General features: G+C 62.8%; 17 protein-coding genes. 6 read left to right on the plus strand and 11 right to left on the minus strand.

Annotated features, from left to right (window positions below):
- Nucleotides 1-60: 60 nt before the first annotated feature.
- The 7 genes from hflX to KGA89_RS06570 form a co-directional block, all read right to left on the minus strand.
- Nucleotides 61-1,362, minus strand: coding sequence for a ribosome rescue GTPase HflX (gene hflX, locus KGA89_RS06540; RefSeq protein ID WP_003197227.1), 1,302 nt, complete (start codon nucleotides 1,360-1,362; stop codon nucleotides 61-63).
- A 12-nt stretch (nucleotides 1,363-1,374) separates the two neighbouring features.
- Nucleotides 1,375-1,635 carry an RNA chaperone Hfq gene (hfq, locus tag KGA89_RS06545; RefSeq protein ID WP_003186419.1) on the minus strand — a complete coding sequence of 87 codons (261 nt, stop codon included), beginning with the start codon at nucleotides 1,633-1,635 and terminating at the stop codon, nucleotides 1,375-1,377.
- 91 nt (nucleotides 1,636-1,726) lie between these two features.
- A complete protein-coding gene (gene miaA, locus KGA89_RS06550; protein WP_018610076.1) occupies nucleotides 1,727-2,698 on the minus strand; it encodes a tRNA (adenosine(37)-N6)-dimethylallyltransferase MiaA in 972 nt (323 codons plus the stop codon).
- Complete coding sequence (gene mutL, locus KGA89_RS06555) at nucleotides 2,698-4,611, minus strand: DNA mismatch repair endonuclease MutL (protein WP_223470955.1); 1,914 nt, start codon at nucleotides 4,609-4,611, stop codon at nucleotides 2,698-2,700. The genes miaA and mutL overlap by 1 nt, the downstream gene beginning before the upstream one ends.
- On the minus strand, nucleotides 4,608-6,038 hold the full coding sequence (locus KGA89_RS06560; RefSeq protein ID WP_013692130.1) for an N-acetylmuramoyl-L-alanine amidase: 1,431 nt from the start codon (nucleotides 6,036-6,038) through the stop codon (nucleotides 4,608-4,610). Before KGA89_RS06560 ends, mutL begins: the two co-directional genes overlap by 4 nt.
- Nucleotides 6,039-6,041: 3 nt before the next feature.
- Nucleotides 6,042-6,509: a tRNA (adenosine(37)-N6)-threonylcarbamoyltransferase complex ATPase subunit type 1 TsaE gene (tsaE, locus tag KGA89_RS06565; protein ID WP_003197219.1), complete on the minus strand. Its 468-nt coding sequence runs from the start codon at nucleotides 6,507-6,509 to the stop codon at nucleotides 6,042-6,044.
- Nucleotides 6,497-7,996 carry an NAD(P)H-hydrate dehydratase gene (locus KGA89_RS06570; RefSeq protein ID WP_223470957.1) on the minus strand — a complete coding sequence of 500 codons (1,500 nt, stop codon included), beginning with the start codon at nucleotides 7,994-7,996 and terminating at the stop codon, nucleotides 6,497-6,499. The genes tsaE and KGA89_RS06570 overlap by 13 nt, the downstream gene beginning before the upstream one ends.
- 64 nt (nucleotides 7,997-8,060) lie before the next feature.
- Between KGA89_RS06570 and queG the strand changes: the two genes are divergently transcribed.
- A complete protein-coding gene (gene queG, locus KGA89_RS06575; RefSeq protein ID WP_003197215.1) occupies nucleotides 8,061-9,140 on the plus strand; it encodes a tRNA epoxyqueuosine(34) reductase QueG in 1,080 nt (359 codons plus the stop codon).
- Here the strand turns inward: queG and KGA89_RS06580 are convergent.
- The gene (locus KGA89_RS06580; RefSeq protein WP_172681391.1) at nucleotides 9,122-9,736 is read right to left on the minus strand and encodes a trimeric intracellular cation channel family protein; all 615 of its coding nucleotides are present in this window, start codon (nucleotides 9,734-9,736) and stop codon (nucleotides 9,122-9,124) included. The two genes, queG and KGA89_RS06580, sit on opposite strands and share 19 nt — an antisense overlap.
- A 223-nt stretch (nucleotides 9,737-9,959) precedes the next feature.
- Nucleotides 9,960-10,502 carry an oligoribonuclease gene (gene orn / locus KGA89_RS06585; RefSeq protein WP_003197208.1) on the minus strand — a complete coding sequence of 181 codons (543 nt, stop codon included), beginning with the start codon at nucleotides 10,500-10,502 and terminating at the stop codon, nucleotides 9,960-9,962.
- Nucleotides 10,503-10,611: 109 nt separating this feature from the next.
- On the opposite strand from orn, the gene rsgA reads away from it, so the two are divergent.
- Complete coding sequence (gene rsgA / locus KGA89_RS06590) at nucleotides 10,612-11,643, plus strand: small ribosomal subunit biogenesis GTPase RsgA (protein ID WP_028237543.1); 1,032 nt, start codon at nucleotides 10,612-10,614, stop codon at nucleotides 11,641-11,643.
- Between the two features lie 156 nt (nucleotides 11,644-11,799).
- Here the strand turns inward: rsgA and motB are convergent, their stop codons facing one another.
- Nucleotides 11,800-12,834, minus strand: a complete 1,035-nt coding sequence (gene motB / locus KGA89_RS06595) for a flagellar motor protein MotB (protein ID WP_223470960.1) — start codon at nucleotides 12,832-12,834, stop codon at nucleotides 11,800-11,802.
- A gap of 164 nt (nucleotides 12,835-12,998) precedes the next feature.
- Entirely contained in the window at nucleotides 12,999-13,850 is an 852-nt protein-coding gene (motA, locus tag KGA89_RS06600) for a flagellar motor stator protein MotA (protein ID WP_003197198.1), read from the minus strand.
- 166 nt (nucleotides 13,851-14,016) lie between these two features.
- Between motA and KGA89_RS06605 the strand changes: the two genes are divergently transcribed.
- The 4 genes from KGA89_RS06605 to KGA89_RS06620 all read left to right on the plus strand — a co-directional run bounded on the left by KGA89_RS06605 (nucleotide 14,017) and on the right by KGA89_RS06620 (nucleotide 19,248).
- Nucleotides 14,017-15,555, plus strand: coding sequence for an HDOD domain-containing protein (locus tag KGA89_RS06605; protein ID WP_003197196.1), 1,539 nt, complete (start codon nucleotides 14,017-14,019; stop codon nucleotides 15,553-15,555).
- A 42-nt stretch (nucleotides 15,556-15,597) separates the two neighbouring features.
- Nucleotides 15,598-16,413 (plus strand): rhodanese-like domain-containing protein, encoded by an 816-nt coding sequence (locus KGA89_RS06610; protein WP_212795480.1) that lies wholly within the window; start codon nucleotides 15,598-15,600, stop codon nucleotides 16,411-16,413.
- Nucleotides 16,414-16,432: 19 nt separating this feature from the next.
- The gene (gene asd / locus KGA89_RS06615; protein ID WP_003197192.1) at nucleotides 16,433-17,293 is read left to right on the plus strand and encodes an archaetidylserine decarboxylase; all 861 of its coding nucleotides are present in this window, start codon (nucleotides 16,433-16,435) and stop codon (nucleotides 17,291-17,293) included.
- Between the two features lie 194 nt (nucleotides 17,294-17,487).
- Entirely contained in the window at nucleotides 17,488-19,248 is a 1,761-nt protein-coding gene (locus KGA89_RS06620) for a molecular chaperone (protein WP_223470962.1), read from the plus strand.
- Nucleotides 19,249-19,389: the final 141 nt, after the last annotated feature.

The following is a 19,389-nucleotide window of genomic DNA, read 5'->3' on the forward strand; positions in this document are numbered from 1 at the left end:
GACGCACCCACGGCGCGCCGACCAATGCTACAGAATGCCTGACACAGCTTTCTCAGGCTTTTATTGCAAAGTGTGTTGCTCGATGAATTCCATCGGTTGCAGCCCTTCGCGGCTGACCAGCCGATTGAGCTCCGCCCGAGGCAGGCGAACAGCCAGCAGGCAGACGCCTTCGTCGTCGTGTTCTTCTTTTTGCACGGCCCCCAGCTCAAAGAACTGAGCTCGCAGCCGGGCGAAACGTTGCGGCAACTTCAGGGTGCCAACAAACAGATCGTTGCCCAACAGCTCGGCCACCGCCTGCTTGAGCAGGTCCAGGCCGGTGCCATCGCGGGCCGACAGCCAGACCCGTTGCGGCTTGCCGTCGGCATCGCGCTGGATCTGCGGCTCCACGCCTTCGAGCAAATCGAGTTTGTTGTATACCTCGAGGATCGGCAAGTCCTGGGCCCCGATCTCGCCCAGCACCACCATCACCTGCTCGATCTGCAGCATGCGGTCCGGTTCGGCGGCATCGATCACGTGCAGCAGCAGGTCGGAGTTGCTCGACTCTTCGAGCGTAGCCCGGAAAGCCTCGACCAGCTTGTGCGGCAGGTGACGGATGAAGCCCACGGTGTCGGCCAGCACGATCGGCCCCAGGTCGTCCAGGTCGAGCCGGCGCAGGGTCGGGTCGAGCGTGGCGAACAATTGGTCGGCGGCGTAGACGTCGGATTGGGTGACATTATTGAACAGGGTCGATTTGCCGGCGTTGGTATAACCCACCAGTGAAACCGTCGGGATATCCGCGCGCTTGCGGCCGCGTCGCGACTGCTCGCGCTGGCTACGGACCTTTTCCAGCCGCCCCTTGATCTGGCGCAGGCGCACCCGCAACAGGCGCCGGTCGGTTTCCAGCTGGGTTTCACCCGGGCCGCGCAGGCCGATACCGCCCTTCTGCCGCTCAAGGTGAGTCCAGCCGCGAACCAGCCGCGTACTCATGTGCTCAAGCTGGGCCAGTTCGACCTGGAGCTTGCCCTCATGGGTGCGGGCGCGCTGGGCGAAAATATCGAGAATCAGCCCCGTACGGTCGATCACGCGACACTCGAAGACACGTTCGAGGTTACGTTCCTGACTGGGCGTGAGGATGTGATTGAAAATCACCAGATCGACCTGTTCGGCCTTGACCAGGTCGCGCAACTCCTCGACCTTGCCACTGCCGATCAGGAACTTGGCGGTTGGCCGATGACGCGGCACGTTGAAAAACGCGACGGTCTCGGCGCCAGCCGAAAGTGCCAATTCCTGAAACTCCTGCGGATCTTCGCGCGCCTCAGGGTCCTGTCCATCCAAGTGAACGAGAATGGCCCGTTCACCACCACCGTGGCGCTCAAAGAACAAAGGAGGCTCCTATCAGGCGTTACCCGGTTCAGCGTCACCGCCTTCGGATTCGGTTGCGCTAGGCAGACGAATTGGACGAACTGGCACGACTGTCGAGATCGCGTGTTTGTAGACCATTTGGCTGACGGTGTTTTTCAGAAGGATGACGAACTGGTCGAAAGACTCGATCGTGCCTTGCAGTTTGATCCCGTTGACCAGATAGATGGACACCCCAACTTTCTCTTTACGTAAAGTGTTCAAGTAAGGGTCTTGTAGCGAATGCCCTTTTGACATGTGCCGCACTCCTTTAAGGATCAATAATAAAAATCGGAATCAGATGGCTTGGGCCGTCACACCCCCAAGGATAGACGGCAATTGCAAGGACTCAGCTCAATATGGAGATGGTCCCAAGGTATTTCAAGGCGCGTGGCAGATTGTCGCAATCGAGACTGTCGAGCCAATGCAAGTCAGTCCAGCTGCGCAGCCAGGTGAACTGGCGTTTCGCCAATTGGCGCGTGGCAATGATCCCACGCTCCTGCATCTCGGCTGACGTCAGCTTGCCGTCCAGGTAATCCCAGACTTGTCGATAACCTACCGCACGTATAGACGGCAACCCGGCATGCAGGTCACTTCGCTCACGCAGGGCTACGACCTCGTCTATGAACCCCTGTTCCAACATTAATGTGAATCTTTGTTCAATTCGCCGATGCAGCACTTGCCGGTTCGCCGGAGCGATGGCCAGATTCGCGACAGTATAGGGCAATTGTTGCAGTCCCGAAGCGGCTGCTTCAGTACTTTGCGCAGATTGTCGCTGGCGCAGGGCCGTCATGCTCTGGCCGCTGACCCGATAAACCTCCAGGGCCCGACTGAGCCGCTGCGGGTCATTGGGGTGAATACGCGCCGCCGATTCCGGATCGATGATCGCCAATTGCTCGTGCAGGGCTTGCCAGCCAAGGCGCGCGGCCTCTTCTTCAATCTGCGCGCGTACTTCGGGATCGGCTGCCGGCATGTCCGCCAACCCGTCGACCAAGGCCTTGTAATACAGCATCGTGCCACCCACCAGCAGCGGAATCTTGCCCCGCGCGGTGATCTCGGCCATGGCCTGGAGCGCGTCACGGCGGAAATCGGCCGCCGAATAAGCCTCGGCCGGGTCGAGGATGTCGATCAGGCGATGGGGAAATTCGGCCAGCAGTTCTTTCGACGGCTTGGCGGTGCCGATGTCCATGCCCCGGTAGACCAGGGCCGAATCGACACTGATCAACTCGCAGGGCAGGACCTTGGTCAATTCGATGGCCAGGTCGGTCTTGCCGGCGGCGGTCGGTCCCATCAGGAAAATCGCGGGTGGCAACTGGCTCATCAACGACCGCGCAGGAACAGTTTGTCCAGGTCGTCCAGGCCCAGTTGGGTCCAGGTCGGCCGGCCATGGTTGCATTGACCGCTGCGCTCGGTGTTTTCCATGTCCCGTAGCAGGCCGTTCATCTCCGGCAGGGCCAGGCGCCGGTTGGCGCGGATCGCGCCGTGGCAGGCCATGGTGCCGAGCAGTTCGTTCAGGTGCGCCTGGATCCGGTCGCTGGTGCCGTATTCCATCAAGTCCGCCAGCACGTCGCTGACCAGGCGATTGGCCTCGGCCTGCTTCAACAAGGCCGGGATCTGACGGATCGCCAGGGTTTCCGGGCCCAGACGCTGCAATTCGAAGCCCAGGCGCTGGAACCAGGCCACATGTTCTTCGGCGCAATCGGCTTCGCGCTGGCTGACCGCCAGGGATTCGGGCACCAACAGCGGCTGGCCGCTCAAGCCTTCGCTGGCCATGGCGATTTTCAGCCGCTCGTACATGATCCGCTCATGAGCGGCGTGCATGTCCACCAGGACCAGGCCCTGGGCATTTTCCGAGAGGATATAAATGCCTTTGAGTTGCGCCAGGGCATAGCCCAGCGGCGGGATATCGCCCTGGCCGTCGGGCATCGCCGCGGCTCCGGCTTCCGGCAAGGGTTTGAAGAACTCGCGATAGGCCGCCTGGGCCTCGGCTGCCGGTACGTTGGATTGCGGACGCGGGGTATATTGATACTGATAGCCGCTGCCGGCACCGCTCCCGGCCGTGTTGTAGCTCGGCTGAGGCTGGGGCTGCTCCAGCAGTGCATTGGCCGCCAGGCGCATTTCGCCCTGGGGCCCGAATTCGCCAGCTTCCAACCCCGTTGGCCGGACCATGCCGCCCACCGCCGCCGGCGCCGCCAGTTGATCTTCCGGGCGCACATCGCCCAAGGCGCGGTGCAAGGTGCCGTAGAGAAAATCGTGGACCATGCGCCCGTCACGGAAACGCACCTCATGCTTGGTCGGGTGCACGTTGACGTCCACCACGGCCGGATCGACTTCGAAAAACAGCACGAAGGTCGGATGCCGGCCATTGAACAGCACATCGCGATACGCCTGGCGCACCGCGTGGGCCACCAGCTTGTCGCGTACCGCCCGACCGTTCACGTAGAAATACTGCAAGTCCGCCTGACTGCGCGAGAAGGTCGGCAACCCGACCCAACCCCACAGGTGCAGGCCATTGCGCTCCACCTCGATGGGCAATGCCTGCTCCAGGAAACCTGCGCCGCACACCGCGCCGACACGGCGGGCGCGGGCCGCATCATCGTGGGCCTCGTGCAGGCTGAGGATGGTCTTGCCGTTGTGGCGCAAATGGAACGCTACGTCAAAACGCGCCAGGGCCAGGCGCTTGATGACTTCTTGCAGATGATCGAATTCAGTCTTCTCGGCCTTGAGGAATTTGCGTCGGGCCGGGGTGTTGAAGAACAGGTCGCGCACTTCCACCGAGGTGCCGACCGGATGAGCCGCAGGCTGCACACGGGAAGCCATGTCCCGGCCCTCGGTCTCGACCTGCCAGGCCTGCTCGGCGTCGCGGGCGCGGGAGGTGAGGGTCAGGCGCGACACCGAACTGATGGATGCCAGCGCCTCGCCCCGAAACCCCAGGCTCATGACCCGCTCGAGGTCTTCCAGGTCGCGGATCTTGCTGGTGGCGTGACGCGCCAGGGCCAGCGGCAGGTCGTCGGAAGAAATACCGCCACCGTCATCGCGGACCCGCAGCAGCTTGACGCCGCCCTGCTCGACATCCACGTCGATGCGCTTGGCTCCGGAGTCGAGGCTGTTTTCCAGCAGTTCCTTGATGACCGACGCCGGGCGCTCGACCACTTCACCGGCGGCGATCTGGTTCGCCAGCCGGGGGCTGAGCAGTTCGATGCGAGCGTTGCTGCCGATCACTTCATCACTCATTGCTGGACCGCCACGTCATTGCCGGGAATGGTCAGGGTCTGGCCGATCTTGAGCTCGTCGCTCTTGAGGTTGTTGGCGCTGCGCAAGGTCGCGGGCGACACCTGGTAACGCACGGCGATCATCGCCAGGGTTTCGCCGGGGCTGACCCTATGGTCCCGCGGGCCCTGGGCGATCTTGCCGGAGTCGCGCAGCCAGGCAATGTAAGTGCCTGGCGGTGGGTTCTGCTGGAAGAACTGCCGCACGCCGCTGCTGATGGAACGGGCCAGCGCCTGCTGGTGGTTGGAAGACGACAGCTTGGACGCTTCGTTGGCGTTGGAGATGAAGCCGGTTTCCACCAGGATCGACGGGATATCCGGCGACTTGAGCACCATGAACCCGGCCTGCTCGACGCGCTGCTTGTGCAGCGGCGTGACGCGACCGATGTTGCTCAGGACTTTCTGGCCGACGTTCAGGCTGGAGGTCAACGAGGCTGTCATCGACAAATCGAGCAATACACCGGCGAGCATCCGGTCCTTGTCGTCGAGACTGACGTTGCCGGCACCGCCGATCAGGTCGGAACGGTTTTCGCTGTCGGCCAGCCAACGGGCGGTCTCGGACGTGGCACCGCGGTCGGACAGGGCAAACACCGAGGCCCCGAACGCCGCCGCCGAAGGTGCGGCGTCGGCGTGAATGGAGACGAACAGATCGGCGCCTTTCTTGCGAGCGATTTCGGTACGTCCGCGCAAGGGGATGAAGTAGTCGCCAGTACGGGTCAGTTCGGCGCGGAAGCCTTTCATGCCGTTGACCTGGCGCTGCAATTCGCGGGCGATGGACAGCACCACGTCTTTTTCCCGCTGCCCGCGCGAGCCCGAGGCGCCCGGGTCTTCGCCGCCGTGACCGGCGTCGATCACCACGATGATGTCGCGCTTGCCGGCCGGCGCCGGTGGCAGCTTGAGCGCAGGTTCGGTCGGGGTCACCGGCACTGCCGGTACCGTGGCGACATTGGTCGGCGGCGGCGGAGGTGGCGCCGCATCGGCCGGGTTGTCGAACAGGTCCACCACCAGCCGGTTGCCGTATTGGGCATTGGGGGCCAGGGTGAAGCTTTTCGGGGTCACGGCTTTTTTCAGGTCGATGACCACCCGCAGGTCGGTCGGCGTACGCTGGGCCGAGCGCATCGCGGTAATCGGCGTGTTGGCGGTCGCCACGTTCAATGGCGCGCCCAGGGACGCACCGTTGATGTCGATCACCAGGCGATCCGGGGCGGTCAGGGTGAATACGCTGTGCTGCACCGGGCCCGTCAGGTCGAACACCAGCCGTGTGTTGTCCGGCGCCCGCCAGAGGCGAACGCTGTTGACCTTTGTCTCGGCCACAGCATCGACGGCCAGTGCCGTAAGCAACAGTCCTACGACAGCAACCACCGCGCGAAAGCGCATACCAAACCCCATCATCAATTAGTTTTCCAATGCCAAAGCGGCACACCACGACTCGCCACGCGAGCCTTGCGGCGTCAGTTTCAGCGAACGCCCGCCGTTCTGCGCGCCAATGGTAATGGTCAGGTCGGGCTTTGGCAAAAAGCCTGCACCCTTCTGGGGCCATTCGATCAGGCACAAGGCGTCATCTTCGAAATAATCGCGGATACCGAGGAATTCCAGCTCTTCAGGATCCACCAGTCGATACAGGTCGAAATGGAAGGCGCGAATGTCGCCGATCTCGTAGGGCTCGACCAGGGTGAACGTAGGGCTCTTGACGGAGCCGACGTGCCCGAGGCCGCGAATGATGCCACGGGACAGAGTGGTTTTTCCCGCGCCGAGGTCGCCTTCGAGAAAAATCAGGCCGTGGCCGGCGGTGATCTGCGCGATGCGGGCGCCAAATTGTGTCATGGCTTGTTCGTCCGCCACGTACAGGGTTACTTCAGACACGGTGAATGCTCCTCCAACAACTGACGAATGGCCGGAATCAGATCGGTGGCCGCCAGCCCCCGCCCCGAGCGACCGGCCTGGGCACCTGCGTTGGCATGCAGCCAGACCGCCAGGCACGCGGCCTCGAACCCCTCCATGCCCTGGGCCAGCAAGGCGCCGACCACGCCGGCCAGCACATCCCCCAGGCCTGCCGTGGCCATGGCCGGATGACCCTGACTGCAAACCGCCAGGCGACCGTCCGGGCTGGCAATCAGGCTGCCGGCGCCCTTGAGGATCACCGTGGCGGTGTATTTCAGGCTCAATGCATGGGCCGCCGCCGGACGGTCGGCCTGCACCTGGGCTGTGGATAACTCCAACAATCGCGCCGCCTCGCCCGGGTGCGGGGTGATGACACACTGTTCAGGCAAGCGAACCTCGCCGCTGCTCAACACGTTCAGCGCATCGGCATCCCATACTTGCGGCAGCGGCGCATTGGCCGCCGCCGACAACAGGCTGCGCCCCCACGCGGCCTGGCCCAGGCCCGGCCCGACCACCAGCACGCTGGCCTGCTGGAGCAAGCCCATCAATTGGTTCGCCGAATGGGTGCCTTGCACCATCACTTCCGGCAAACGCGTCAGCGCGGCGGATACATGCTCGCTGCGGGTCGCCATCGAAACCATCCCCGCACCGCAGCGCAGGGCGCTTTCGGCGCTCATCTGGATCGCGCCGCCAAAGCCCCGGTCGCCACCGATCAACAGCACGTGACCGAACTTGCCTTTGTGGGACGTGGCGGCACGAGGCGTCAGACGTGGCAGATTATGGGGTGAGAGCAATCGGGCACTGGCCGGTGCCGCGTCAACAATATCTGGATCGGCGTGCAGGTCGTTGAACACCAGTTCACCGACCCGGTCCGCCGCTTCGCCGGTAAACAGACCAAGCTTCAAGCCAATAAAGGTCACGGTGAGGTCGGCCACCACTGCCGTGCCCAGTACCCGACCGGTGTCGGCGCACAACCCCGAGGGGATATCCACCGCTGCGACCGGCAGACCGCTGACATTGATCGTATCGATAGCCCGCACATAAGGCTCGCGCACATCACCACTCAAGCCCGTACCGAGCAGCGCATCCAGCAACACACCGCGCAATTCAGCCTCATCCGACCACGGCTCCATCGGCACGCCCACCGCCACCGCCTCGGCGTGGGCATTGGCGGCGTCACCCTGCAAGCGCCGGGGTTCGCCCACCGTCAGCACCCGCACCGACCAGCCGGCGCGCCGGGCCAGGGTCGCGACCAGGTAGCCATCGCCAGCGTTGTTGCCATGCCCGGCCAGCACCGTCAGCTCCTGGGCGTCAGGCCAGCGCCGGACGATCGCTCGCCAGGTGGCGCGGGCGGCGCGCTGCATCAATTCGAAACCGGTGGTGCCGGCCGCGATCAGTTGTGCGTCGAGGGCCCGGACCTGCGCGGCGCTGTACAGCGCGTCGGGAAAATCATCTTTAGTGTGCGGCATGCGTCTTCGGGCTCCGATGTCTGGCAGAATTATACGCATCTCAGCTCTGGGTTTCTCTCGCCTCATGCCTGCCATTCCCACAGACCTCCCCGCCCTCGCCCAATCCATCAAGGAGTGGGGCCGCGAGCTGGGCTTCCAGCAGGTCGGCATCAGCGGCCTGGACCTTGCCGAGCATGAGCAACACCTGCAACGCTGGCTCGATGCCGGCTACCATGGCGAAATGGACTACATGGGCGCCCACGGCAGCAAACGCTCGCATCCCGAGGAACTGGTGCCGGGTACGCTACGGGTGGTTTCCCTGCGCATGGACTACCTGTCGGGCGACACGCACATGGCGCAGATGCTCGGCCAACCGGAGAAAGCCTACGTCTCGCGTTATGCATTGGGCCGCGATTACCACAAATTGATCCGTAAACGTGTGCAGCAACTGGCAGAAAAAATTCAGGCGGTGATCGGTCCCTTTGGTTATCGCGCCTTCGTCGACAGCGCGCCGGTCCTGGAAAAAGCCATCGCCGAACAGGCCGGCCTGGGCTGGATCGGTAAAAACACCCTGGTGTTGAACCGCAAGGCCGGCAGCTATTTCTTCCTGAGCGAGCTGTTTGTCGACCTGCCGCTACCGGTGGATCCACCCCATGCCAGCGAACATTGCGGAAAATGCACCGCGTGCCTGGACATCTGTCCTACGAATGCCTTCGTCGGGCCCTACGTACTCGATGCCCGCCGCTGCATTTCCTACCTGACCATCGAGCTGAAAAGCGCCATCCCCGAAGAACTGCGGCCGTTGATCGGCAACCGGGTGTTCGGCTGCGATGACTGCCAGATCGTCTGCCCATGGAACCGCTTCGCCCGGCCGTCCGGGGAAAGCGACTTCAAGCCACGGCACAACCTGGACAATGCCGGGCTGGCCGAGCTGTTCATGTGGGACGAAACGACGTTCCTGAGCAGCACCGAAGGCTCGCCGCTGCGCCGCGCCGGTTACGAGCGCTGGCTGCGCAACCTGGCAGTGGGCCTGGGTAATGCGCCGTCAACGATTCCCGTGCTGCAAGCGCTGGAGGCGCGGCGCGACTACCCGTCGGAGCTGGTGCGCGAGCACGTGGAGTGGGCGTTGCGGCAACATGCCGAGCGTCAAGCCTCGTCGTTGTAGACGAACTTCGGCATTTCCCAGTGAAAACGGATCGCCAGGAGCCGCAGCAGGAAACCGCCGAACAAAGTGATGAGGATCGCCTGTTCGCTTGGCAGTTGCAGGAAGACGCACAGCAGATAACACCACGCAGCGGCAAACGAAACGCTGGCGTAGAGCTCCCGACGGAAGATCAACGGAATATCGTTGCAGAAGATGTCCCGCAGAATGCCGCCGAACACCCCAGTGATCACTCCGCTGACCGACGCCACCAGCATGCCATGGCCCATTTCCAGGGCCGTCATGCAGCCGATCAGGGTGAACGCCACCAGCCCCGCGGCGTCGAGCACCAGGAACAATGAACGCAGATGGCGCATCCAGCGCGCCAGGAACACCGTCAACATCGCTGCGGCAGTGGTCAGCACCAGATATTCGGGGTGCTTGACCCACGTGAGCGGGTAATGCCCGAGCAGCACGTCACGCACCGAACCGCCACCCAGCGCCGTGACACAGGCGATCAGCACCACGCCGAACCAGTCCATACCCCGACGCCCGGCAGACAAGGCGCCAGTCATGGCTTCAGCGGTGATGGCGATCAGATAAAGCATCAGCAACATGATGGCGGTCCTTACGAGAAGGCGCGCAGTCTAGCCATTTCGGGCAGGCACCAAAAGAGGGCAGCCATCGACCAAGCCAAACAAGGAATCTGTGGTCAGGATATCCGTGGGAGCAAGGCTTGCCCGCGATGAAGGCGATGCGGTCTTCCAGGGACCGAGTCGCCTGTTTCGCGAGCAAGCTTTGCTCCCACAAATCCCCGCGCCACAAGAGCGCCGTGCGCTTCAATCAGAACTTGATGAAGTGCTTACGGTAATGCTGCAACTCGGCAATGGACTCGCGGATGTCGTCCAGGGCCAGGTGGCTGCCGCCCTTCTGGAAACTGTCGCGTACTTGCGGTGCCCAGCGGGCGGCCAGTTCCTTGAGGGTGGAGACGTCCAGGTTGCGGTAGTGGAAGTAGCTTTCCAGGGATTTCATGTGGGTGTACAGGAAGCGACGATCCTGGCAGATGCTGTTGCCGCAGATCGGCGACTTGCCCTTGGGCACCCACTGCTCCAGGAAGGCGATGGTCTGGGCTTCGGCCTCGGCCATGCTGATCTTGCTCTCGCGCACCCGCTGGGTCAGGCCCGAGCCGCCGTGCTGGCGAGTGTTCCACTCGTCCATGCCGGCCAGGATCTCGTCGCTGTGATGGATCGCGATGACCGGGCCTTCGGCCAAGGTGTTGAGGTCGCTGTCGGTGACGATGGTGGCCATTTCGATGATGACGTCGGTGTCCGGGTTCAGACCGGTCATTTCCAGGTCGATCCAGATCAGGTTCTGCGGGTTTTGCATAGGGAAGCTCCTCGGCGTAGCCACGCAGTTTAGCCTAGGCCGCCCCTTGGGCGTGCTAAACTCGCGGCCGTTTTACCCTATTCGCTGCATTTCTTCATACGGAACACCCATGGCCAAACGCCAACTCAATCGTCGTCAAAACTGGCGCATCGAAAAGATCCAGGGCGAGCGCGCCGCCCGCGCCGCCAAACGCGAATCCAGTGCTGTCGAAGCCCTGGAGGGTGGCGACCTGGGCCCTGAACAGACTGGCCTGGTGATCGCCCACTTCGGCGTGCAGGTCGAGGTCGAGGCCCGGGAAGGCGAACTGGCCGGCCAAGTGTTCCGCTGCCACTTGCGCGCCAACCTGCCGGCGCTGGTGACGGGCGATCAGGTCGTCTGGCGTGCCGGCAACCAGGGCATCGGCGTGATCGTCGCGCAATTGCCGCGCCACACCGAACTGTGCCGTCCAGACAGCCGGGGCCAGCTCAAGCCCGTGGCCGCCAACGTCGACATGATCGTCATCGTGTTCGCCCCGCTGCCCGAACCCCACGCCAACCTGATCGACCGTTATCTGGTGGCCGCCGAACACGCCGGCATCCGTCCGTTGTTGCTGCTCAACAAATTCGACCTGATCGACGAGCACAACGCCCCGGCGCTGAACGCCCTGCTGTCGGTCTATCGGGATCTGGGTTACCCGGTGCTGGAAGTCTCGGCCCACCACGGCAACGGCATGGAGCAATTGCAACAGCAACTGGACGGGCGCATCAGTGTGTTCGTCGGCCAGTCCGGCGTCGGCAAGTCATCGCTGGTCAACAGCCTGCTGCCGGACGTCGAGACGCGCGTCGGGCCGTTGTCCGAGCTGTCCGGCCAGGGCACCCACACCACCACCACCGCGCGGCTGTTCCACTTCCCCGGCGGCGGTGAATTGATCGACTCACCGGGCATCCGCGAGTTCGGCCTGGGCCACGTCAGCCGGGCCGATGTGGAAGCCGGGTTCATCGAGTTCAATGAGCTGATCGGCACCTGCCGCTTCCGCGACTGCAAGCACGACCGCGAGCCCGGGTGTGCCCTGCTCAAGGCGCTGGAAGAAGGTCGCGTGCATCAGCAGCGGATGAACAGCTACCGCTCGATCATCGCCAGCCTGCCGGAAAGCAGTTACTGACCCCGGTTGGAAAATCGTTCCCACGCTCTGCGTGGTAACGCATCCGGTGACGCTCTGCGTCACAAGGGACGCTCTGCGTCCCGGGCGACATTCCCACGCAGAGCATGGGAACGATCAGACAAAAAAGCCGACAATGATGTCGGCTTTTTTTGTGGGTCACTGTGCCGGCGGCTCGACCGGCTTGGGCGCCGCGTCGAACAGGTTCAGGCGTTCGCGCAGCTCATGGGCCGGCACGGGTTGCTGATCCGCTGGCAAGGCGTTCGGATCAACCGCAGCCCCAGGCGTGGCCGGCACTTCACCCGGCGCGCCCAGGCCCTGGGCCGGATCCGGTGCAGGGTCATCGGTTTGCGAACCTTCGATGGCTTGCTGGGCCTTCTTGGTCAACACCACGATATCGATACGTCGGTTGACCGGGTTGAACGGGTCCTTGCGATCGAACAACGCCGAGGATGCGTAACCCACCACCCGCGCCACCTGCTCGTCCGGATAACTGCCAGCCACCAGGGCGCGACGTGCCGCGTTGGCACGGTTGGCGGACAGCTCCCAGTTGCCGAAATCACCTTTGCCGACGTAGGGCTTGGCATCGGTATGACCGCTGATGCTGATCTTGTTCGGCACCGCCTTGATGGTGTCGGCCATGGCCAGCAGGATGTCTTCGAAATAAGGTTTCAGGCGCGCACTACCCGAGTCGAACATCGGCCGGTTCTCGGCGTCCATGATCTGGATGCGCAAGCCGTTCGGCGTGATCTCGAACAGGATCTGGTCCTTGAATTTCTGCAGTTGCGGGTTCTCTTCGACCTTGTTCTGCAATTCCTGCAGCAACAATTCCAGGCGTTCGCGCTCGATCTGCTCGGCCATGCCTTCGACCTGCTCGGTGTCCGTCGTCACCTTGTCGGGCTGGGGCTGGGATTTGACTTCGGGGTTGAGGGTCGTATCCGGTGCCAGGGTCGGTGATCCGCCCAGGTCGATGATGTAAGGCGTGCCGCTTTCAGTAAAACCGACCGGGTCCTTGAAGTAACCGGCGATGGCGATCTTCTGTTCCGGGGTTGCCGTGGACAGCAGCCACAGCACCAGGAAGAACGCCATCATCGCCGTCGCGAAGTCGGCGAAGGCGATTTTCCAGGCGCCCCCGTGATGCCCCGCGGCGATGCGCTTGACGCGCTTGATTATAATCGGCTGGTTATTTTCCATGACCTAGGTGCTCTGCTTCACAAATACTGTTCCATTTTGACGGTGCCTGTTGCTGCCATACGGCGTTGCCGCTCCTCGCCATAGCGGGCTATGACTCGTCGCGGCGCCTTGTCTGGCAGCAACAGCCACTCGCCAAAAAAGGAACGTATTTGCAAAGCAAAGCACTAACGACCGCGAACCGCTTGTTCCAGCTCGGCGAAGCTTGGACGGTGCGCCGGGTACAGGACCTTGCGACCGAACTCCACCGCCAGCGATGGCGGCATGCCGGAGGCCGAGGCCACCAGGGAAGCCTTGATGGCTTCGTAGACGTTGAGTTCTTCCTTGGCGTCGTGGGCCAGGGAGTGGGCCAGCGGGCCGAAGAAACCGTATGCGGCCAAAATACCGAAGAAGGTACCCACCAGTGCCGCACCAACGTGCAAGCCGATGGACTTCTGGTCGCCGTCGCCCAGGGACGCCATGGTCACCACGATACCCAATACCGCCGCGACGATACCGAAGCCAGGCATGGCGTCGGCGATACCGGTGACCGCGTGGGATGGATGCTCCAGATCTTCCTTGAGGCTGTACAGCTCCATGTCGAAGAGGCCTTCGAGTTCATGGGGCGCCATGTTGCCGGACGACATGATGCGCAGGTAATCACAAATGAACGCCGTCATGCGAGCGTCCTTGAGTACCGCAGGGTACTTGGCGAAAATCGGGCTGGCGGCAGCGTCTTCGATATCGCCTTCGATCGCCATCATGCCTTCACGGCGGCTCTTGTTGAGGATCTCGTAGATCAGGCCCAGCACTTCGAGGTAGAAGGTGTGGCTGAAACGCGAACTGAACATGCCCAGGGATTTCTTGAGCACGTGCATCGTCATGTAGCCGGGGTTGGCCTGCAGGAATGCACCGAGGGCCGCGCCACCGATGATCATCACCTCGAAAGGTTGGATCAGGGCGGCAATCTTGCCATGGGAAAGCACGTATCCGCCGAGCACGCTCGCGAACACGACGATGATGCCGATAATTTTAGCCATAGATAGAAAGTACTTATTTAAGTCGGGTTCAAGGTCATATTCGGAAGCTGAAAAATCTCTTCTTCTACTTATCGGCAAAACTGCGCCAGACTATAGGCTGTTCTGGCGAAAAGCCAATTTGCCCCGTTCCGGGCGTAGAGAATTCATACGATGATCACGTCCAGCCATGACTAACGAAACGAAGGTTCCAACGCCACGACCGACCACCCTCGAAGGCTGGGTGAAGCTGCTCGATGGCGTGCACCTGCCGGTGCCCCAGGCCAGCCATGACCTGGTCTGCAAGGCCATTGCCGACAGCCGCCGCTCGTTGCGTGACATCGCCGAATTGATGCAGGACAGCCCCGCGCTGGCCCTGAGCGTTATCCGTGAGGCCAACCATCACACCCATGGCAGCCTTGCGGAACCTGCGGAAAATCTCGAAGTGGCCATCAACCGCCTCGGTCTCAAGCGTACCGAGGAACTGCTCGCTCGTCTGCCGTCGTTGCCAGGGCACGAAATCCCCATCGCCTTGCGCCAGCTGCAATTGATCAGCCAACACGCCACGCAGCAGGCCAATGGCTTTTTTGCCAGCCGCCTGGCGCGACTGTGGCAGGACATTCACTGGGGCAGCCTGTTGTTTCTCTCGCCGCTCTGGCCACTGGCCCTGACTCACCCGCGGTTGCTGGGGGAGTGGGAATTGCGGGTCGTCCACAAAGGCGAGCCCGCGCGCAAGGTAGAGCGCGAATTGTTCGGCGTCAGCCTGATGAAAATCTGCCTGGCGCTGGCAGAGACCTGGCGCCTGCCGATCTGGGTGACGCAAGGTTATCGCCTGCTGCTCAATGAACGCCGCGAGCTGGTGCAGGTTCTGCGCATCGCCCGGGACAGCGAGCACCCGCTGCGCCAGCAGAATCGCCTGGACGACGACCCAACCCTGCGGCGCTGGCTCAATCAACCGGCCAACACCGTGTTGCTGGCCAACGGCCTGGCACTCTCAGCGCAACAGGCCTGGGACGGCCCCCACAGTGCTCGCTGGCAATACCTCACCAGTTTGTACCTGCAGATGCCGATGGATGAGGTTCAGCAACAGCTGCACCAACAAGCCGTCACCAGCGCCCGTCATGACGCCATGCCAGACCTCTGGCATCCGGCCGTGGCGTTGCTCTGGCCCTGGGGCAGCCGTCGCATCCACCCCGGCTTGCTACCTGCCCCCCCACCCAGCGCCGAGGACCTGAGCCAGTGGCGCAAGCAATGTTCCGCACTGCTGGTGGAACCGAGCCCCTTCAGCAATGCCATGCACCTGACCACCTCGGCACGGGACGTGTTGGTGGCCTGCGGCATGCGCCGGGTGATGATCCTGATGGCCGACCGCAACCAGACCAGCGTGCGCGTACACCAGACCGCCGGCCTGCCCAAAGAAGCCGCGGCCATGAGCTTTACCATCAGCCAGAGCAAAATAGTACAGCGGTTGCTGGCCCAGCAGGCCCAGGTTCGCCTGAACCCGGACAACAACGCGCAGTTTTCGGCGCTGCTGCCACCGGGCCTGCGCAGCCTGTTCCGCGGGGAGCACCTGCTGCTGCGCTCGCTGACCTGCAATGGCCGGGTAATCATGCTGGTGGTGGTGGACCAGGGCGGCGGGCCGTTCTCGGACGTGACCGTACAAGCCTTCGGCAAAACCGTGCAATGCATCGAACGGGCCCTGCATACCTTTACCAACCGCGGCCGCTGAACTTGCTACAATCTTTTCCCTTTGCGCCCCTGGAGACCTCACATGCCTGACTTCTCTGGCTTGCCGCTGGTGATCGAGCCGAGCGAGCTGCTGCCGCGCCTCGACGCCCGCGAACTGATTCTGGTGGACCTGACCAGCGCCGCCCGCTACAGCACCGGCCATATCCCTGGCGCACGCTTCGTCGACCCCAAGCGTACCCAGCTCGGTCAACCGCCGGCGCCGGGCCTGCTGCCGGCCAAAGCCGACCTCGAAGCCCTGTTCGGCGAGCTCGGACACAACCCCGATGCGGTCTACGTGGTCTATGACGATGAAGGCGGCGGCTGGGCCGGGCGGTTTATCTGGCTGCTGGACGTGATCGGCCATTCAAACTACCACTACCTCGACGGCGGCTTGCTGTCGTGGCTGGACGAAGGCCTGCCGGTGTCCGTCGAAGTGCCTGCGCCCGTCGCAGGCCCGGTCAGCCTGACGCTGCACGAAGCCCCCACCGCCACCCGCGAGTACCTGCAAAGCCGCCTCGGTGCTGCCGACCTGGCGATCTGGGACGCTCGCGGCCCGCTGGAATATTCCGGCGAGAAAGTCGTCGCAGCCCGAGGCGGACACATTCCCGGCGCGGTCAATTTCGAATGGACTGCCGGCATGGACCAAGCGCGCAACCTGCGCATCCGCAAGGACATGCCGCAAATCCTCGAACAATTGGGCATCACGCCTGACAAAGAAATCATCACCCACTGCCAGACTCACCACCGCTCCGGCTTCACCTACCTGGTGGCCAAGGCGCTCGGTTATCCACGAGTCAAAGGCTATGCCGGTTCCTGGGGTGAATGGGGCAACCACCCTGACACACCCATCGAGCTTTGAAGGTTCTTAAGGACAGTTAATGAAAAACCGTTTGTTCATCCTCACTCAATACCTGCTGCCCCACCACCTGCTGTCGCGGTTGGCCGGCTGCATTGCCGAATGCCGCGTGCGCTGGTTCAAGAACGCCTTCACCGCATGGTTTGCCAAGCGCTACCAAGTGGACATGTCCCAGGCACTGGTGGAAGACCTGACTGCCTACGAGCACTTCAACGCCTTCTTCACCCGCGCCCTGAAAGACGGCGCACGCCCGCTGGACGATACCCCGGGCGCGATCCTCAGCCCCGCCGACGGTGCCGTCAGCCAGCTCGGCCCGATCGAGCACGGCCGGGTCTTCCAGGCCAAGGGCCACAGCTTCAGCGTGCTGGAGCTGCTCGGCGGTGATGCGGCCAACGCGGCGCCGTTCATGGGCGGCGATTTCGCCACCATCTACCTCTCCCCCAAGGACTATCACCGCGTGCACATGCCACTGGCCGGCACCCTGCGGGAGATGGTCTACATCCCTGGGCGGATTTTCTCGGTCAACCAGACCACCGCCGAAAACGTTCCGGAGCTGTTCGCCCGCAACGAGCGCGTGGCGTGCATTTTCGACACCGAACGCGGGCCGATGGCCGTGGTGCTGGTGGGCGCGATGATCGTAGCGTCCATCGAAACCGTCTGGGCCGGACTGGTCACTCCACCCAAGCGCCAGCTGAAAACCTTCCGTTATGACGAAGCCGCCCGCGCGCCGATTCATCTGGAAAAAGGCGCCGAACTGGGTCGTTTCAAGCTGGGTTCGACAGCCATCGTGCTGTTCGGTCCGGACCAGGTGAAATGGGCCGAAGGCCTGGTGGCCGGTTCGCCCGTACAGATGGGCCAGGGCCTGGCACTGCCAAAGGCCTGAGTACAAAATCATCCCCTGTGGGAGCGAGCTTGCTCGCGATGACGCCAGGACAGTCGATACCGATGCGACTGATACATCGCCATCGCGAGCAAGCTCGCTCCCACAGGTATCCAAATAGATAGGGCACTTCTTTCAGCCACAACTGCTAGAGTTGGAAACATCACGTTTATTTCCCGCCGGAGCCCGTACACGGCATGAATGAGACCAGCCCTCTCCAGCTATTGCGCGTCATGACCCCGACGCAAGCACGCTTGTCGTTCTGCGACGCCACGCCACGGGACCTCAAGCGCTGGATCGCCAACCTGCCCAAGGCCAACATCGGCGAAACAGCTCGCCTTTTGTACCAAGCCCTTGGCGAACTCAATCAACTGCTCACGCCCAGCGACAATCGCCTGCAACTGCTCGAGCTGCTGCGGCCCGAGGTGTATTACGTCTGCAAGCACCTGGAGCGGCACTTCCTGCAACAGGCCATCGTGCTGGATGAACGCTCGCGCAAGATCGTCAATCTGTGCCAGGCGCTGCAAACCCAGCTGGCGATGGGCTACAAACAGATCGTGGCGCGTATCGCGTCGAAATACACCAAGGACCGGGCCCGTTTGCTGAGCACCGCGCTGCAACGGGCGATGCATGCCCTCAATGGCCCGCTGCTGCGCGCCAGTCAGTTGTACAGCCCAGTGCCTGAAGGACTGTGGCTCGATTTGCATCAGTTGTACCGGATCGCCTGCCTGCACCGGTTGCAGCACCTGAGCGTGAGTGACGAACTGGCGAGCCAGGTTCATCAATTGAACCCCGAACAGACCTATGTCGTTGCCTTGTTGCTGGGAGCGTCACGCAGCAATCAGCTGCGCCAGAGCCAAATCGGGTGGCTGACCCAGGCGCTGGAGTCCTGGAGTCAGTGGGTCAAGCTCGATCCCACCTCCAGCGCTGCCAGCCTGTTCGCGGTCGCTCCGGAGCTGGATGTCGGGCCACGCTACCGCTCCAAGTTCCGCGCAGAACAGCAGCCGACCTTGCAGGGCTTCGATCCACAGCCCCTGGTGCGCGCAATCGCCACGCACCTGGAACAACCCGCCGAGCATAGCCTGCCAGTACCGGGCGGCATGAGCGTCGACACCTTGCATCACCTGCAAGCCGCCTGGGGCGAAGCGGCCGAACGCAGCTTCCAGCGCACCGAGGGCAACGGCGCGCTGACCCTGTGCGTGGGCATGAGCGCGCTGCACTACTACCTCGGCGGCGAGCGCTCTTTCAACGAGATACTGAAAAGCCCCGGCACCCGCAAGGCCCGCTTCGAAGCCTCGCCAAGCAAGACAAGCGACACTTGGAAGCAAGCGTTCGACGCCGCCCCCGCCGGCGACAGCGACCTGCTGCCCTATGAAGAAATCGAGTACCCGGTCAACCCGGCCGATGACGATGGCACCAGCTCCGACAACCAGCATCACTTCCCCACCTACGACCTGCCAATCATCAACCACAGCCCCGGCGGCTACTGCCTCGGCTGGCCCAAGGAAGTGCCGGAACAACTGCAAGCCGGGGAAATGATCGGCATCCGGGACACCAGCGACCAAGCCTGGAGCGTTGCCGTGGTGCGCTGGATCCGACAAGTGCGCAACGGCGCCATGCAAATGGGCATCGAGCTGGTCGCACCGCATGCCCAGCCTTGCGGGCTGCAACTGGTCCGGGAAGAAAATGAGCACGGTCACTACCTGCGCGGGCTGTTACTCCCCGAGATCAGCGCCATTGATCTCCCCCCCACCATGATCGCCCCGCGCCTGCCGTTCCAGGAGGGCCAGCACGTGCTGATCAATACCAACGGCCAGGAACGCCGCGCCGGCCTCGACCGCCGGGTCACCAGCACCCACAGCTTCAATCAGTTTGCTTATCACCCGGAAGACTCAACCACCAACGGGGATGGCGGCGAACAAGAAGGGAATTTTGATTCGTTGTGGAAGTCACTGTAGGCAGCCAACGCGTAACCCTTTGTGAAGAGAGAATTCTCTGTGGGAGCAAAGCTTGCTCGCGATGCTGGCACCGCGGTTCTTTTATAGACCGCGTTATCGTTTATCGCGGGCAAGCCTTGCTCCCACAGCTAGATCTCCTCG

This window comes from Pseudomonas sp. A-RE-22 (assembly GCF_019956035.1).
Lineage (GTDB): Bacteria > Pseudomonadota > Gammaproteobacteria > Pseudomonadales > Pseudomonadaceae > Aquipseudomonas > Aquipseudomonas brassicacearum.

Bases quoted from the DNA above. Each gene is read 5' to 3' on its own strand.
- hfq (WP_003186419.1), bottom strand. From the start codon at position 1,635: ATGTCAAAAGGGCATTCGCTACAAGACCCTTACTTGAACACTTTACGT.
- miaA (WP_018610076.1), bottom strand. From the start codon at position 2,698: ATGAGCCAGTTGCCACCCGCGATTTTCCTGATGGGACCGACCGCCGCC.
- mutL (WP_223470955.1), bottom strand. From the start codon at position 4,611: ATGAGTGATGAAGTGATCGGCAGCAACGCTCGCATCGAACTGCTCAGC.
- KGA89_RS06560 (WP_013692130.1), bottom strand. From the start codon at position 6,038: ATGATGGGGTTTGGTATGCGCTTTCGCGCGGTGGTTGCTGTCGTAGGA.
- KGA89_RS06570 (WP_223470957.1), bottom strand. From the start codon at position 7,996: ATGCCGCACACTAAAGATGATTTTCCCGACGCGCTGTACAGCGCCGCG.
- queG (WP_003197215.1), top strand. From the start codon at position 8,061: ATGCCTGCCATTCCCACAGACCTCCCCGCCCTCGCCCAATCCATCAAG.
- orn (WP_003197208.1), bottom strand. From the start codon at position 10,502: ATGCAAAACCCGCAGAACCTGATCTGGATCGACCTGGAAATGACCGGT.
- rsgA (WP_028237543.1), top strand. From the start codon at position 10,612: ATGGCCAAACGCCAACTCAATCGTCGTCAAAACTGGCGCATCGAAAAG.
- motB (WP_223470960.1), bottom strand. From the start codon at position 12,834: ATGGAAAATAACCAGCCGATTATAATCAAGCGCGTCAAGCGCATCGCC.
- motA (WP_003197198.1), bottom strand. From the start codon at position 13,850: ATGGCTAAAATTATCGGCATCATCGTCGTGTTCGCGAGCGTGCTCGGC.
- KGA89_RS06605 (WP_003197196.1), top strand. From the start codon at position 14,017: ATGACTAACGAAACGAAGGTTCCAACGCCACGACCGACCACCCTCGAA.
- KGA89_RS06610 (WP_212795480.1), top strand. From the start codon at position 15,598: ATGCCTGACTTCTCTGGCTTGCCGCTGGTGATCGAGCCGAGCGAGCTG.
- asd (WP_003197192.1), top strand. From the start codon at position 16,433: ATGAAAAACCGTTTGTTCATCCTCACTCAATACCTGCTGCCCCACCAC.
- KGA89_RS06620 (WP_223470962.1), top strand. From the start codon at position 17,488: ATGAATGAGACCAGCCCTCTCCAGCTATTGCGCGTCATGACCCCGACG.